Origin of the sequence: Pseudomonas sp. IT-P100 (assembly GCF_949767185.1) — a bacterium.
GTDB classification, from domain to species: Bacteria; Pseudomonadota; Gammaproteobacteria; order Pseudomonadales; family Pseudomonadaceae; genus Aquipseudomonas; species Aquipseudomonas fluorescens_B.
In genome coordinates, this window is sequence record NZ_CATKQK010000011.1 from 563,269 (window position 1) to 578,331 (window position 15,063).

Here is a 15,063-nt window from a genome sequence, read left to right on the forward strand (position 1 = left end):
ATTTGTTACCATCCGGGACTTTCCCGGATTTGCCCTGAGGTTTTATCGACATGTCAGCCGTTCGCAGCAAGATTTGCGGGATTACCCGCATAGAAGATGCGTTGGCGGCAGTCGAGGCCGGGGCTGATGCCATCGGGTTTGTGTTTTACGCCAAGAGCCCACGGGCCGTGACGTTTCAGCAGGCGCGCGACATCATCAGGGCGCTGCCGCCGTTCGTGACCACTGTGGGGTTGTTCGTCAACGTCAGCCGTTGCGAGTTGGGCGAACTGCTCGATGCCGTGCCGCTGGACTTGCTGCAGTTCCATGGCGACGAAACCGCTGCCGATTGTGAGGGGTGGCACCGGCCGTACATCAAGGCGCTGCGGGTCAAGGCCGGCGACGACATTGCCGCGGCATGCAATGCGTTCCCAAGTGCCAGCGGTATCCTGCTCGACGCTTACGTTGAAGGCGTACCCGGCGGAACCGGCGAAGCATTCGACTGGTCTCTGATACCTCAAGGCTTGAGCAAACCGATCATCCTGGCGGGCGGCTTGACGCCGGATAACGTCGCCGAGGCGATTGCCCGGGTTCGGCCTTACGCCGTGGACGTCAGCGGTGGGGTGGAGGCGAGCAGGGGCATCAAGGATCACGCAAAGATTCAGGCATTCATCAAGGCTGTACGCAGTAGCACGTAGTTGATGTGACGGCTGGCAGACTGCCGCCGTCCCAAAATGCACTGCGCTGCACAAAGCAGGCACGGCTGAGGATTGATGGGTTGTACGCAGGTCATGCTTCATTGACCCGGCTATCCACCGATCATCGCCACACACATGAATTTAGCTCAAGGGCATACGCGGGGCTGCGAACCAGAGCGTTCGGGCCGCCGGTACTGGAGAAAGAAAGCATGAGCAACTGGTTAGTAGACAAACTGATCCCTTCGATCATGCGTTCCGAGGTCAAGAAGAGCTCGGTGCCTGAAGGTCTGTGGCACAAATGCCCGTCTTGCGAGGCTGTGCTGTATCGTCCGGAGCTGGAAAAGACCCTGGACGTTTGCCCCAAGTGCAACCATCACATGCGTATCGGCGCGCGCGCCCGTATCGACATTTTCCTCGACGCCGAAGGCCGCAGCGAGCTGGGTGCGGACCTGGAGCCGGTCGACCGCCTGAAATTCCGTGACGGCAAGAAGTACAAGGACCGTCTGACCGCAGCGCAAAAGCAGACGGGCGAGAAAGACGCACTGATCTCCATGAGCGGCACGCTGCTGGGTATGCCGGTGGTGGTTTCGGCTTTTGAATTCTCCTTCATGGGCGGTTCCATGGGTGCCATCGTCGGTGAGCGCTTCGTGCGCGCCGCCAACTACGCCCTGGAAAACAAATGCCCGATGATCTGCTTCGCCGCTTCCGGTGGTGCGCGGATGCAGGAAGCCCTGATTTCCCTGATGCAAATGGCCAAGACCTCCGCGGTGCTGGCGCGTCTGCGTGAAGAAGGCATTCCGTTCATCTCCGTGCTGACCGATCCGGTCTACGGCGGCGTTTCCGCCAGCCTGGCGATGCTCGGCGACGTGATCGTCGGCGAGCCGAAAGCCCTGATCGGCTTCGCCGGTCCGCGTGTGATCGAGCAAACCGTTCGCGAAAAACTGCCGGAAGGCTTCCAGCGCAGTGAATTCCTGCTGGAGCACGGTGCGATCGACATGATCATTCATCGTCAGGAACTGCGTCCGCGTCTGGGCAACCTGTTGGCGCAACTGACCGGCAAGCCGACGCCGAAATTCGTTGCTGCACCCATCGAGCCGATCGTGGTTCCACCGGTGCCAGCCAACATATGACTGAACGTACCCTTGGCGAGTGGCTCGCCTACCTTGAGCAGTTGCACCCTTCGGCCATCGACATGGGCCTTGAGCGCTCGCAACAGGTAGCGTCCCGCATGGGGCTGGGCAAGCCGGCGCCTCGGGTGATCACGGTCACTGGCACCAACGGCAAGGGTTCTACCTGCGCATTCGTGGCTTCGTTGCTGCGGGCGCAGGGTCTGAAAGTCGGTGTCTACAATTCCCCGCATCTGCTGCGTTACAACGAGCGGGTGCAGGTCAACGGCGTCGAAGCGACTGACGCTGAGCTGTGCGAGGCCTTTGCTGCGGTAGAGGCGGGGCGTGGCGAGACTTCCCTGACCTATTTCGAAATGGGCACCCTGGCGGCGTTCTGGCTGTTTCAACGGTCCGGGCTTGATGCCGTGGTGCTGGAAGTCGGCCTGGGCGGACGTCTGGACACGGTCAACGTGGTGGATGCCGACATGGCGCTGGTGACCAGCATCGGCGTTGATCACGCCGATTATCTGGGTGACACCCGTGAGTCCGTGGCTTTTGAGAAAGCCGGCATCTTCCGCCAGGGCGCGCCTGCGCTCTGTGGCGATCTGAATCCTCCTCAACCTCTGCTGGACAAGGCGCGCGAGCTGGCCTGCCCGTTTTTCCTGCGGGGTCGTGATTTTGACCTCGGCGTTACCGATCACAACTGGCAATGGCGCGGTCTCGACGCTCAGGGGCGAGTAGTCGAGTTGCATGATCTGCCACTGCTCGATCTGCCGATGGAAAATGCCGCACTGGCGCTACAGGCTTATCTGTTGCTCGGTTTGCCTTGGGTGGACGCGCAGATTATTGCTGCGCTGAAGGCCACGCGGGTTGTCGGTCGTCTCGATCGCCGCCAGTTTGACTGGCAAGGCAAGCGCCTGAACCTGTTGCTGGATGTGGGGCATAACCCCCACGCAGCCGAATACCTGGCCCGCCGTCTGGCTAGTCGTCCACCGGTCGGCAGGCGTCTGGCGGTGTTCGGGTTGTTGGCGGACAAGGATCTGGATGGTGTTGTCAGCGAATTGAATGCTAGTGTCCAGCACTGGGCTGTTGCGCCGCTGGATTCACCGCGGGCGCGGCCGGTTGCCGATTTGCATGGGTCGTTGCAGAACCTTGGTGCTTCGGTAACGTCCTATGACAGCGTGGCCGCTGCCCTGGACGGGCAGTGCGCGCAAGCGACGAGCGACGACGAGATTCTGTTGTTCGGATCATTTTATTGTGTCGCCGAGGCCCTTGAATGGCTGGCCCGGCGCTCCACGGAGGAAGCGGCAAATGGCATTGCTGGATAAGGCCTACAAACAGCGCATGGTCGGCGCCCTGGTGCTGGTGGCACTGGCAGTGATTTTCCTGCCGATGCTGTTTTCCCGTCAGGATGAGCAGCGTCAGGTCACGGTCGAAGCGCCGGCTGCGCCGCAAGTGCCTGCGGTGCCGCAGGTTCAGGTTGAGCCGGTGGTCGTGCCTGAGCCTCAAGCCTTGCCGCAAGAGCCTGTGCCGAGTGATGACGAAATCGCCCAGCAGGAAGAGCCAGAGATGCCGATCGCACCGACGGCTCCCGTTGCGCCTGCACCTGCGCCCGCCGCCAAGCCGGTTACACCGCCTCCGGCACCGGCTCCGGTCAACAAACCAACGACTGCGCCAAGCCAGCCGATCACTGCCGCACCGGGTAAACCGGACACGACGCAAAGCCGGGTCGACGCCAATGGCCTGTCGGTCAGCTGGTCCGTGCAACTGGCCAGCCTGTCGAATCGTGCCAGCGCTGAAAATCTGCAAAAAACCCTGCGCAGCCAGGGTTACAACGCCTACATTCGCACGGCTGACGGCAAGAATCGGGTATTCGTCGGGCCGCTGATCGAGCGGGCAGAAGCCGATCGTCTGCGTGACTTGTTGAACCGTCAGCAGAACCTCAAGGGTTTTGTGGTGCGCTTCCAGCCTGAGCGCGGTTAAAAACTATCGCCCCGATTTGAAATGCACTGACAATCGCAGCTTACCGATAAGCATGGGCTCTGCTAAAATGCGCCGCCTTATCCGTCTGTAGGCTGCACTGTGCCATTTACCTGGGTTGACTGGGCGATCGTTGCAATCATCGCCATCTCCGCATTGATCAGTCTGAGCCGCGGCTTCGTCAAGGAAGCATTATCGCTGGTGACCTGGATCATCGCAGGAGTCGTTGCCTGGATGTTCGGTGGTGCATTGTCCGAGTACCTCGCCGGATACATCGAAACGCCATCGGCTCGCGTGATCGCGGGCTGCGCAATAATGTTTGTCGCCACGCTGATCGTAGGCGCAATGATCAATTATCTTATCGGCGAGTTGGTTCGCGTTACCGGGTTGTCCGGGACCGATCGATTCCTCGGCATGGCCTTCGGCGCTGCGCGTGGCGTGTTGCTGGTGGTCGTGGCGGTCGGGCTGTTGAGCCTGGGGCCGGTACAGCAGGACGGGTGGTGGCAACAGTCGCAGCTCGTGCCAAAATTTCTATTGGTCGCAGACTGGTCCAAAAACCTGATCCTCGGGTGGAGCAGTCAGTGGCTTGCCAGCGGTATCAGCGTACCCGCTGAAATACCGTTCAAGGAGCACCTCTTGCCGACGGCCAAAACGCCTCAGTGAGTTGTGTTCAGTTCAGATCCATTAAGTAGGGGTTGCGTCGCATGTGTGGCATCGTCGGTATCGTCGGTAAGTCGAACGTCAATCAGGCGCTGTATGACGCGCTAACCGTCCTCCAGCACCGCGGCCAGGACGCTGCCGGTATCGTGACCAGCCATGACGGCCGGTTATTCCTGCGCAAGGACAATGGCCTGGTGCGTGACGTGTTCCATCAGCGTCACATGCAGCGTCTGGTCGGCCACATGGGCATTGGCCATGTGCGCTATCCGACCGCGGGCAGCTCGACCTCGGCCGAAGCTCAACCGTTTTACGTCAACTCGCCTTACGGCATCACCCTGGCGCACAACGGTAACCTGACCAACGTTGAACAGCTGGCCAAGGAGATTTACGAATCTGACCTTCGCCACGTCAACACCAACTCCGATTCGGAAGTGCTGCTGAACGTGTTCGCGCACGAACTGGCCCAGCGCGGCAAGCTGCAGCCGACCGAAGAAGACGTGTTCGCTGCAGTCACTGACGTGCACAACCGCTGCGTCGGTGGTTACGCCGTCGTGGCGATGGTGACCGGCTACGGCATCGTCGGTTTCCGCGACCCGCACGGCATCCGCCCGATCGTCTTCGGCCAGCGTCACACCGACGAAGGCGTCGAGTACATGATCGCCTCCGAAAGCGTGTCCCTGGACGTGCTCGGTTTCACCCTGATTCGCGACCTGGCACCAGGCGAAGCGGTCTACATCACTGAAGACGGCAAGCTGCACACCCGTCAGTGCGCGACCAACCCGTCTCTGACCCCGTGCATCTTCGAGCACGTCTACCTGGCGCGCCCGGACTCGATCATTGACGGCGTGTCGGTCTATAAAGCCCGTCTGCGCATGGGTGAGAAGCTCGCCGAGAAGATCCTGCGCGAGCGTCCGGATCACGACATCGACGTGGTCATCCCGATTCCGGACACCAGCCGCACCGCAGCGCTGGAGCTGGCGAACCACCTGGGCGTCAAGTTCCGCGAAGGCTTCGTGAAGAACCGCTACATCGGCCGTACTTTCATCATGCCGGGCCAGGCCGCACGGAAAAAGTCGGTACGCCAGAAGCTCAACGCCATCGAGCTGGAGTTCCGCGGCAAGAACGTGATGCTGGTGGACGACTCGATCGTTCGCGGCACGACTTGCAAGCAGATCATCCAGATGGCCCGCGAAGCCGGCGCCAAGAACGTCTACTTCTGCTCCGCGGCGCCGGCCGTTCGCTACCCGAACGTCTACGGCATCGACATGCCGAGCGCTCACGAGCTGATCGCGCATAACCGTTCGACTCAGGACGTTGCGGATCTGATCGGCGCAGACTGGCTGATCTATCAGGATTTGCCTGACTTGATCGAAGCGGTGGGTGGCGGCAAGATCAAGATCGAGAAGTTCGATTGTGCGGTGTTCGACGGCCAGTACGTGACCGGCGACGTCGACGAGGCTTACCTGAACAAGATCGAGCAGGCACGTAACGATGCCTCCAAGGTCAAGACGCAGGCAGTCAGCGCGATCATCGATCTGTACAACAACTGAGTAACTACCGGCCCTGAGGGGCCGGTTTTGTATCTACTAGAAGAGCAAGGCAAGGAGTGACAGCATGAGTCAGGATTGGGATGCCGGTCGGCTGGACAGCGACCTCGAAGGCGTAGCGTTCGATACCCTGGCCGTACGCGCCGGTCAGCACCGCACGCCGGAAGGCGAACACGGTGATCCGATGTTCTTCACTTCCAGCTACGTCTTCCGTACCGCCGCCGACGCGGCCGCGCGCTTCGCCGGGGAAGTGCCGGGCAACGTTTACTCGCGTTACACCAACCCGACCGTTCGCGCGTTCGAAGAGCGCATTGCCGCGCTGGAAAGCGCTGAGCAGGCCGTGGCGACCGCCACCGGCATGGCCGCGATCATGGCGGTGGTGATGAGCCTGTGCAGTGCTGGCGATCATGTGCTGGTGTCGCGCAGCGTGTTCGGTTCGACCATCAGCCTGTTCGAGAAGTACTTCAAGCGCTTCGGCATCGAAGTCGATTACGTGCCTCTGGCGGACCTGTCCGGCTGGGATGCGGCAATCAAGGCCAATACCAAATTACTGTTCGTCGAATCGCCGTCCAACCCGCTGGCGGAGCTGGTGGATATCGCCGAGTTGTCGAAAATCGCTCACGCCAAAGGCGCGATGCTGGTAGTGGACAACTGCTTCTGCACGCCTGCGTTGCAGCAGCCTCTGAAGATGGGCGCGGACATCGTCGTGCACTCGGCGACCAAGTTCATCGACGGCCAGGGTCGTTGCATGGGCGGCGTCGTGGCCGGTCGTAGCGAGCAGATGAAAGAGGTCGTCGGTTTTCTGCGCACTGCCGGGCCAACCTTGAGCCCGTTCAATGCCTGGATTTTCCTCAAGGGCCTGGAAACGCTGAGCCTGCGCATGAAGGCGCACTGCGCCAATGCCCAGCAACTGGCCGAATGGCTGGAGCAGCAGGACGGTGTCGAGAAAGTCCATTACGCTGGCCTGAAAAGCCACCCGCAGCACGCGTTGGCTCAGCGTCAGCAGAAAGGTTTCGGTGCCGTGGTGAGTTTCGAGGTCAAAGGTGGCAAAGAGGGCGCCTGGCGCTTTATCGATGCGACCCGGTTGATTTCGATCACCGCCAACCTCGGTGACAGCAAGACCACCATCACCCACCCGAGCACCACCTCCCACGGCCGTCTGGCGCCGCAGGAGCGTGAAGCGGCGGGCATTCGTGACAGCCTGATCCGAATTGCGGTCGGTCTGGAAGACGTGGCCGACCTGCAGGCCGATCTGGCGCGCGGGTTGGCTGCCTTGTGATCGAGTTGTCCATCCCGACGACCGGTTCCAATGGCCGCGTTGCACTGGTAACCGGTGCCGCACGAGGCATTGGTCTGGGGATTGCGGCCTGGCTGATCAGCGAAGGCTGGCAGGTGGTGTTGACGGACCTGGACCGGGTGCGTGGTTCGAAAGTGGCGAAGGTTCTGGGTGATAACGCCTGGTTCATCGCCATGGACGTCTCGAACGAGGGGCAGGTCGCGCTGGGTGTTGCCGAGGTGCTGGGGCAGTTCGGGCGTCTGGATGCGCTGGTGTGCAATGCGGCAGTGGCCGATCCGCACAACATCACCCTGGAAAGCCTCGATCTGGCTTACTGGAATCGGGTACTGGCGGTGAATCTCAGCGGGCCGATGCTGTTGGCCAAGCACTGTGCGCCGTACCTGCGCGCTCACAGCGGTGCGATCGTCAACCTGGCCTCGACCCGTGCCGGGCAGTCGGAACCCGACACAGAGGCTTACGCGGCGAGCAAGGGCGGGCTGTTGGCCCTGACTCATGCGTTGGCGATCAGCCTGGGTCCGGAAATTCGCGTCAATGCCGTCAGTCCTGGCTGGATCGATGCGCGGGACCCTGCGGTGCGGCGTGCCGAACCCCTCACCGAAGCTGACCACGCGCAGCATCCGGCGGGCAGGGTAGGGACGGTCGAGGACGTGGCGGCGATGGTTGCCTGGCTGCTGTCGAAGAATGCGGGTTTCGTCACGGGCCAGGAATTTGTGGTCGATGGCGGCATGACCAAGAAGATGATTTACAGCGAGTGACAGGGCAGCGGCGTTGGCGCGAATGACACGATTTTGTCTTTTTCAGAAAAACTTCAAGCGGGCTATTGACTTAGCTTCGTTAGGTGCGTAAATTTCGCGGCCTCAGAGAAGCAAAGGGTGATTAGCTCAGCTGGGAGAGCGTCTGCCTTACAAGCAGAATGTCGGCGGTTCGATCCCGTCATCACCCACCACTTCTTGAGAGTCTTGCGAAAGCAAGATGGAAGCTGAAAAGCCTCCACCGACGCGCAGCGGTAGTTCAGTCGGTTAGAATACCGGCCTGTCACGCCGGGGGTCGCGGGTTCGAGTCCCGTCCGCTGCGCCATATTTTCCGGGTCAGGTTTGCCTGACTCGAGATTGAAAGGCTCGAAGCTTTCGATCAGACGAGTTAGGACGCAAGTCCAAAGCGATACGCAGCGGTAGTTCAGTCGGTTAGAATACCGGCCTGTCACGCCGGGGGTCGCGGGTTCGAGTCCCGTCCGCTGCGCCATATCTGCCTCAAGGCCCACTGAACGCCTTGGAGCTACGAAGAAAGCCTTTGGTTTACTTCGAGTCGATAGCAAAGACCCTGGTCGAAAGACCGGGGTTTTTTGTGTCTGAAATTTGGCTTTTTATGCCACTCCAGCCTTTCCAGAGCCAACTTTCTGCCCGTGCGGTGCATAAAGGACTTGGTTCCCGGCTTCGATATTAATTAGAATCACTCTCATTTACGATAACTCCTTGGCACAGGGCTTCTTGAGATGAGTGATGCAGTGATGCCGAAGGAGCAAACCCTTCACGACCTGTACCGCGATCACCGGGGCTGGCTTGAAAGCTGGTTGAGAAGACGCATGGGCAACGGCTGTGATGCGGCGGACCTGAGCCAGGATACGTTCCTGCGTTTGCTGGCCAGCTCCCAGCGGATCGCCGACCTGCAAGAACCCCGTGCCTATCTGCTGACGGTGGGCAAACGCCTACTGAGCAATTTCTACCAGCGTCGCAGTCTGGAGCAGGCCTATCTGGCCGCGTTGGCGTCGATGCCCGAAGAGTGTGCGCCATCACCCGAGCAGCGCTGGTTGCTGCTGGAAACCCTGCAAGCGCTGGATGAACTGCTCGACGGACTGCCGAGGGCAGTGCGACGGGCGTTTCTCTGGAGTCAGCTCGAAGGTTTGAACTACCAGCAAATCGCCGAGCGCCTGGAGGTGTCCGAGCGCACGATCAAACGCTACATGGCGCAAGCCTACGAGCATTGCCTGTTGGTGGACCTGTGAACAGTCAAGCGTCCGATGCCCGTCAGGCTGTCCGTGCTGCGGCGCAGTGGCTTGCGTTGTTGGAATCGGGCGGCGCCAATGAGCAGGACCGGGCGAATTTGCAACGTTGGCGTGAGACCTGCGCCACTCACGAGCACGCCTGGCAGAAGGCGCATGCCTTGCGTCAGCGTTTCGCCGACCTGCCTTCAGGGCTGGCGCTGAGCAGTCTGGATCGTCCTGATCCGGGGCGGCGCGTGGTGCTCAAGCGCGCATTGGGCGCCGTGGCGTTGGTGCCGACGGCCTGGCTGATCAGCCGACAATTGCCTCTGGATGTCTGGCGTGCCGATCTGCACACGGCCACTGGCGAGCGTAAAAAAGTGCAGCTCGCCGATGGCAGCTCCTTGCAACTCAACACCGCCAGTGTCGTCGATGTGGATTTGCAGAGCCGCCGTGTGAAACTGATCGAGGGCGAACTGTCGCTGAAGGTGCCGGGGACTGCGCCGCTGACGATCCAGACGAAGTTCGGCAATGTCATCGTCAGTCAAAGCGAAGTCTGCGTTCGCCAGCACGCGCAAGGCTGTCGAGTGTCGGTGTTCAACGGGTCTGTGCAGTTGCAGCCCTTGCAAGGGCCGGCGCTGGCAGTGCGCGGCGGCCAGCAGGTCACCCTGCAAGCGGTGGGTGTCGGAGCGATCACGCCATTCGATGCGCTGGCTCCCGGTTGGCGCGAAGGTGTGCTGATGGCCAGGAACCAGCCGCTGGGGGATTTCCTCCGCGAACTCGGCACTTACCGTCCGGGCGTTCTGCGCTGGGAGCCGGAGCTGGAAACACTGCGCGTCACCGGCAGTTTCCGGCTGGACGACACTGATCGCGTCCTCGCGCTGCTTGCGGCCAGCCTGCCGCTAGAGGTGCATTCCCGAACCCGCTACTGGGTCACGTTGCTGCCGCGCAAAAATAGTGTGTGAAGCCTGTCCCCTTTTTTCGACTCGCTTGTCATTCAAGGCATGTGAACGAATCAAGAGAGCCATTTCAATGTCCGCAACCTGCCATCCACGCCCGGCTTCTTTGCGCCTGCGTCCGTTGTTGCACCTGAGCCTGTTGTTGGGCCTGAGTGCCAGTCCGTTGTTCATCACCTCCAGTTGGGCCGACGACAGTGCCCGGCGCAGTTATCAGGTACCTGCCGGCAGCCTGAGCGATGCGCTGACCCGTTTCGCCGGGTTGGCTGGCGTCAATCTCTCGGTAGACCCTGCGTTGGTGAGCGGTCGCAACAGCACCGGTCTTTCCGGCGAATATGCCGTGGAGGAGGGCTTTGCGCGATTGTTGCAAGGTTCCGGTCTGCAACTGCAGCCGGTGGGCGAACAGGCTTACATCCTGACCCCGGCCCCAGAAGGCAGCAGCCTGCAGCTGGCCCCCACCTCGATTCTTGGCGCCACAGGCGGGGCGGACGGCGAGGTGTATGCCGGTGGCCAGGTCGCGCGCCGCGGTTCCCAGGGCTTGCTGGGCTCGAAAGACTTCATGGAAACGCCGTTCAGCATGACCACTTACACCAGTGAGGTGGTCAAGAATGTGCAGGCGCGTACCTTGGGCGAACTGATCGCCAGCGATCCTTCGGTTCGCGCCACCAACCCGGCCGGTGGGCGCTATGAGCAGTTCACCATTCGCGGGTTCAGCCTGTTCAACAGTGATGTCGCCTATAACGGTCTCTACGGCGTTCTGCCGACCTACACGATCGACATGGAAATGGCCGACCGCGTCGACATTCTCAAAGGCCCGAGCCAGCTCATCAACGGCATCTCGCCGCGAGGCGCCGTGGGTGGCGGGATCAACGTGGTGCCCAAGCGCGCGACGGACAAGCCGATCACTTCGTTCACCGGCAACTACGCGTCCGACAGCCAGACCGGCGGTGCCGTGGATATTGGCAGGCGCTTTGGTGAAGACAACAAGTTCGGGATTCGTTTCAACGGCGTGAAGCAGTCCGGCGACACCGAATGGGATCACCAGAATGTCGACCGCGAGATGGCCGTACTGGGCCTGGATTTTCGCGGTGAACGCCTGCGACTCTCGACCGACCTGGGGCGCACCGAGCGTGATACCGACGCACCGCAAGAGCGCGTGCAAGTCGGCGCCAACGCACAGGTTCCGCACGCCAGCGACGTACGTCACAACTATGCGCAACCCTGGAGCAAGGCGAGTACCAACGATACGTTCGGCACGGTGAACGGCGAATTCGATGTCAGCGATAACGTCATGTTGTACGGCGGCGTAGGCGCGCGTGAAAGCAATCATGACTTCCTCCGTCACGCCGTTTCAGTCACCAACAACAAGGGCGACTTCACCGTTCAGCCCCGTGACTTCACCCGAGACGAAAGTGTCCGCACGGCTACCGCCGGGGTGCGCAACTGGTTCCACACCGGCCCGGTGAGCCATGAGGTCAACCTGGCGGCCAGCTATTTCTACATGGACTTCGAAAATGGCGGCGCCCGGTATGCCAATGCCAACAGCAACCTCTACAACCCCGTGGAAACGCGCACGCCGGTCACGCCCACTCGACTCGATTCGAAGGTCTACACCGAGAATCGCTCTACCGGTGTGGCGTTGTCCGACACCCTGGGTTTCTTCGATGACCGGCTGCTGCTGACCCTCGGCGCTCGATGGCAGCGTGTGAAGGTCGACGACTGGACGGCTGATGTCAAAGGTGACACCGCCTACGATGAGGAAAAGGTCTCGCCGTCGGGCGGTATCCTGTTCAAGGCGACCGATAAGCTGTCGCTGTATGCCAACTACATGGAAGGCCTGAGCCAGGGCAAGATCGCCCCGTCGACCTCGATCAACGAGGACGAGATCTTCCCGCCGTTCGTCAGTCGCCAGGTCGAGGTCGGCGCCAAGTATGATGCGGGTCAGTTCGCGGTGACCGCTGCGGTGTTCCGGATCAAGCAGCCGGCCTATGAAACCAACGCCACGACGCGCGTCTTTGGCCCGAATGGCAAACGTCAGAACGACGGTGTGGAGCTGAGTGTTTTCGGTGAGCCGCTCAAAGGTTTCCGCTTGCTCGGTGGTGTCATGTACATCGACAGTGAGTTGACCAATACCACCAATGGCACCTTCGACGGCAACCGCGCGCCGGCAACGCCCAAATACAACGTCAACCTCGGCGCCGAGTGGGACGTGCCGACCGTACAGGGCTTGACCCTGACCAGCCGCGGCATCTATTCCAGCTCGCAGTTCCTGGACCAGTCCAACAACAAGGAAATCGATTCGTGGGAGCGTTTCGACGTGGGCGCACGTTATGCGTTCAAGGTCGAGGACAAGAACATCACCCTGCGGGCCAATGTCGAGAACGTGGCGGACAAGCGCTACTGGAGTTCGGCCGGGGCTTCGGATGACAGTGAGCCTGGATTGACGCTGTCGACGCCGCGAACCTACCTCCTTTCGGCGACTGTGGACTTTTAAGCAGTCAGCAAATTGTGGCGAGGGAGCTTGCTCCCGCTGGACTGCGTAGCCGTCCCCTCTGTGGGTGCTTCGCACCCGGACGGGAGCGAGCTCCCTCGCCACAGGTTCATTGCCAGTTTCAGCCTTGCAAATACACCGCATGCGTATGGGTGTACTCATACAACCCGTGCTTGCCATCCGCACCGCCAATCCCGGATTTACGCACCCCGGCATGGAAGCCCTGCATGGCTTCGAAATTCTCCCGATTCACGTAGGTTTCGCCAAAATCCAGCTCGCGCATCGCGTGCATGGTTTTGCTCAGGTCGCGGGTGTAGATCGACGACGTCAGGCCGTATTCGCAGTCGTTGGCCAGGGCGATGGCTTCGTCGAGGTCATCGATGATCTGAATCGGCAGCACCGGGCCGAAAATCTCTTCGCGCATGATGTCCATCGTAGCGTTGCAACCGGCGAGCACGGTGGGCTGGAAGTGGAAACCGTTCGGCAGATCGGCAATCTGCCCACCGCTGATCAAACTCGCACCCTGGCTCAACGCCGTGCGGACTTTACGGTTGACGCTGTCCAGGCCCTGACGGTTGATCAGCGGCCCCATTTCCACATCCGGCTGGGCGATCGGGTCGCCGAAGCGGGTAGCGCTCATGGCTGCCGCGATACGCTCGATAAACTGGTCCGCGACCTTGCGCTCGACATACACCCGCTCGGCGCAGTTGCACACCTGACCGCTGTTGATAATCCGCGAATCGCGGATGGCCTTCACCGCCAGATCCAGATCGGCATCCGCCAACACAATCGCCGGCGCCTTGCCGCCCAGTTCCAGATTGAGTTTGGTGATGTTCGGCGCGGCGGCGGCCATGATTCGCGAGCCGGTATCCACGCTGCCGGTGAAGCTGATCATGTCCACGCCCTTGTGCGCGCTGAGCGCCGCGCCGACTCGACCGTCGCCGCAGACCACATTGAACACGCCGGGCGGCAGGTCGGTTTCCGCCACCAGTCGGGAGAATTCGAAGCAGTTGTTCGGGGTTTCTTCGCTGGGCTTGATCACGATGGTGTTGCCGGTCAGCAGTGCCGGCGCCATTTTGCGGGCGATCAGGAAGAACGGAAAATTCCACGGCAGAATCCCGGCGACTACGCCTAGCGGCTTACGGAACAGAAAGATGTTTTCGTTCTGGCGGTCGCTGGTGATGATTTCGCCTTCGATGCGTCTTGCCCATTCGGCCATGTAGTCGAGGTAATCGGCGGTGAAGTTGACTTCGACTTCCGCCAGGGCGCTGATTTTGCCCTGTTCCAGCGTGATGGTGCGCGCCAGGTGCGCGACGTTTTCCCGCAGCTTGGCGGCGATGCGACGCAGATGCCCGGCGCGCTCAATCGCCGGTTTGCGCGACCAGTCTTTTTGCGCGGCGCGGGCGGCGGCGAGGGCGCGGTCTACGTCTTCGGCAGTCGAGGCCGGGACTTTCGACAGCACCGCGCCGGTGGCCGGGTTGATCACGTCGAGATGAGCAGCGCTGGCCACAAACCGGCCGTTGATGAAGTTTTCGTAGACAGGCATGGAGACGACTCCTTGATCAGTAGGTACGCGATGGCGCTTGAGTGGTGGCCGGTGTGCGATAACGCGCCAGGGTGGCCATGGCGCTCTGACGCAGCAGGCTGATATCGATGGCCACCGCAATGAACTGACAACCCCAGCTCTGATAGCGGCGCGCGTCCTCTTCGTTCGGCGCAAGAATGCCGCAGGCCTTGCCGGCCGCCAGCGTGGCGTTCACCGCGTGTTGAATCCGTTCCTGGACTTCCGGGTGACCGGGATTGCCGGCGTGACCAAGCCCGATGGACAGATCCGCCGGGCCGATAAACACCGCATCGACGCCTTCGACGGCGGCAATCGCTTCGACGTTTTCAACACCCGTGCGCGATTCCACCTGAACGATCAGGCACAGCTGCTCATGCGCGGTGTTCAGGTAATCCGGTACGCCATCCCAGCGTGTAGCGCGGGTCAAACCGCCGCCGACGCCGCGAATACCGTGCGGCGGATAACGCATGGCGCGGACCAGTGCCGCTGCCTGCTCAGCGGTTTCGACCATCGGAATCATCAGCGTCTGCGCGCCGATATCCAGCAGTTGCTTGATCAGGTTGGCGTCGCCCGTCACCGCACGCACCACCGGCGCGGTGGCGTAGGGCGCCACCGCCTGCAGTTGCGCCAGCACGCCGGGCACGGTGTTCGGCGCGTGTTCGCCGTCGATCAGCATCCAGTCGTAACCGGTGGTGGCGACGATCTCGGCGGCGTAGCCCGTGGCGAAACCGGCCCAGATTCCATATTGGGTTGCCGGGTTTTTCAGGGCGGCCTTGAAAGCGTTGTGAGGCATGTTCATGACGGGGTCCT

General features: G+C 61.3%; 13 protein-coding genes and 3 tRNA genes. 14 read left to right on the plus strand and 2 right to left on the minus strand.

The window, feature by feature from the left end:
- Positions 1 to 50: 50 nt before the first annotated feature.
- The 14 genes from ACM6IQ_RS10785 (at position 51) to ACM6IQ_RS10850 (ending at position 12,692) form a co-directional block, all read left to right on the plus strand.
- Positions 51 to 674 carry a phosphoribosylanthranilate isomerase gene (locus ACM6IQ_RS10785; RefSeq protein WP_017337637.1) on the plus strand — a complete coding sequence of 208 codons (624 nt, stop codon included), beginning with the start codon at positions 51 to 53 and terminating at the stop codon, positions 672 to 674.
- A 209-nt stretch (positions 675 to 883) separates the two neighbouring features.
- Positions 884 to 1,804 (plus strand): acetyl-CoA carboxylase, carboxyltransferase subunit beta, encoded by a 921-nt coding sequence (gene accD, locus ACM6IQ_RS10790; RefSeq protein WP_008028281.1) that lies wholly within the window; start codon positions 884 to 886, stop codon positions 1,802 to 1,804.
- Positions 1,801 to 3,108: a bifunctional tetrahydrofolate synthase/dihydrofolate synthase gene (gene folC / locus ACM6IQ_RS10795; RefSeq protein WP_414878704.1), complete on the plus strand. Its 1,308-nt coding sequence runs from the start codon at positions 1,801 to 1,803 to the stop codon at positions 3,106 to 3,108. The genes accD and folC overlap by 4 nt, the downstream gene beginning before the upstream one ends.
- On the plus strand, positions 3,092 to 3,763 hold the full coding sequence (locus ACM6IQ_RS10800; RefSeq protein ID WP_414878705.1) for an SPOR domain-containing protein: 672 nt from the start codon (positions 3,092 to 3,094) through the stop codon (positions 3,761 to 3,763). Before folC ends, ACM6IQ_RS10800 begins: the two co-directional genes overlap by 17 nt.
- A gap of 99 nt (positions 3,764 to 3,862) precedes the next feature.
- A complete protein-coding gene (locus ACM6IQ_RS10805; RefSeq protein WP_017337640.1) occupies positions 3,863 to 4,423 on the plus strand; it encodes a CvpA family protein in 561 nt (186 codons plus the stop codon).
- A gap of 41 nt (positions 4,424 to 4,464) precedes the next feature.
- A complete protein-coding gene (gene purF / locus ACM6IQ_RS10810) occupies positions 4,465 to 5,970 on the plus strand; it encodes an amidophosphoribosyltransferase (RefSeq protein ID WP_007905939.1) in 1,506 nt (501 codons plus the stop codon).
- Between the two features lie 64 nt (positions 5,971 to 6,034).
- A complete protein-coding gene (locus ACM6IQ_RS10815; protein ID WP_017337641.1) occupies positions 6,035 to 7,246 on the plus strand; it encodes an O-succinylhomoserine sulfhydrylase in 1,212 nt (403 codons plus the stop codon).
- A complete protein-coding gene (locus ACM6IQ_RS10820) occupies positions 7,243 to 8,019 on the plus strand; it encodes an SDR family oxidoreductase (RefSeq protein WP_017337642.1) in 777 nt (258 codons plus the stop codon). Before ACM6IQ_RS10815 ends, ACM6IQ_RS10820 begins: the two co-directional genes overlap by 4 nt.
- A gap of 115 nt (positions 8,020 to 8,134) precedes the next feature.
- Positions 8,135 to 8,210, plus strand: a tRNA-Val gene (locus ACM6IQ_RS10825).
- Positions 8,211 to 8,264: 54 nt separating this feature from the next.
- Positions 8,265 to 8,341, plus strand: a tRNA-Asp gene (locus ACM6IQ_RS10830).
- An 88-nt stretch (positions 8,342 to 8,429) separates the two neighbouring features.
- Positions 8,430 to 8,506, plus strand: a tRNA-Asp gene (locus tag ACM6IQ_RS10835).
- 250 nt (positions 8,507 to 8,756) lie between these two features.
- The gene (locus ACM6IQ_RS10840; RefSeq protein ID WP_017337643.1) at positions 8,757 to 9,266 is read left to right on the plus strand and encodes a sigma-70 family RNA polymerase sigma factor; all 510 of its coding nucleotides are present in this window, start codon (positions 8,757 to 8,759) and stop codon (positions 9,264 to 9,266) included.
- A complete protein-coding gene (locus ACM6IQ_RS10845) occupies positions 9,263 to 10,207 on the plus strand; it encodes a FecR domain-containing protein (protein ID WP_414878706.1) in 945 nt (314 codons plus the stop codon). Before ACM6IQ_RS10840 ends, ACM6IQ_RS10845 begins: the two co-directional genes overlap by 4 nt.
- A gap of 67 nt (positions 10,208 to 10,274) precedes the next feature.
- Entirely contained in the window at positions 10,275 to 12,692 is a 2,418-nt protein-coding gene (locus ACM6IQ_RS10850) for a TonB-dependent siderophore receptor (RefSeq protein WP_414878707.1), read from the plus strand.
- A gap of 118 nt (positions 12,693 to 12,810) precedes the next feature.
- Here ACM6IQ_RS10850 and aldA read toward each other — a convergent pair whose 3' ends face one another.
- Together aldA and ACM6IQ_RS10860 are read right to left on the minus strand one after the other, a co-directional pair.
- Positions 12,811 to 14,235 (minus strand): aldehyde dehydrogenase, encoded by a 1,425-nt coding sequence (aldA, locus tag ACM6IQ_RS10855; protein ID WP_414878708.1) that lies wholly within the window; start codon positions 14,233 to 14,235, stop codon positions 12,811 to 12,813.
- Positions 14,236 to 14,251: 16 nt separating this feature from the next.
- Positions 14,252 to 15,052, minus strand: a complete 801-nt coding sequence (locus ACM6IQ_RS10860; protein ID WP_414878709.1) for an aldolase/citrate lyase family protein — start codon at positions 15,050 to 15,052, stop codon at positions 14,252 to 14,254.
- Positions 15,053 to 15,063: the final 11 nt, after the last annotated feature.

Coding starts and splice junctions, on each gene's coding strand:
- ACM6IQ_RS10800 (WP_414878705.1), top strand. CDS start 3,092: ATGGCATTGCTGGATAAGGCCTACAAACAGCGCATGGTCGGCGCCCTG.
- ACM6IQ_RS10860 (WP_414878709.1), bottom strand. CDS start 15,052: ATGAACATGCCTCACAACGCTTTCAAGGCCGCCCTGAAAAACCCGGCA.
- accD (WP_008028281.1), top strand. CDS start 884: ATGAGCAACTGGTTAGTAGACAAACTGATCCCTTCGATCATGCGTTCC.
- folC (WP_414878704.1), top strand. CDS start 1,801: ATGACTGAACGTACCCTTGGCGAGTGGCTCGCCTACCTTGAGCAGTTG.
- ACM6IQ_RS10840 (WP_017337643.1), top strand. CDS start 8,757: ATGAGTGATGCAGTGATGCCGAAGGAGCAAACCCTTCACGACCTGTAC.
- ACM6IQ_RS10785 (WP_017337637.1), top strand. CDS start 51: ATGTCAGCCGTTCGCAGCAAGATTTGCGGGATTACCCGCATAGAAGAT.
- purF (WP_007905939.1), top strand. CDS start 4,465: ATGTGTGGCATCGTCGGTATCGTCGGTAAGTCGAACGTCAATCAGGCG.
- aldA (WP_414878708.1), bottom strand. CDS start 14,235: ATGCCTGTCTACGAAAACTTCATCAACGGCCGGTTTGTGGCCAGCGCT.
- ACM6IQ_RS10850 (WP_414878707.1), top strand. CDS start 10,275: ATGTCCGCAACCTGCCATCCACGCCCGGCTTCTTTGCGCCTGCGTCCG.
- ACM6IQ_RS10815 (WP_017337641.1), top strand. CDS start 6,035: ATGAGTCAGGATTGGGATGCCGGTCGGCTGGACAGCGACCTCGAAGGC.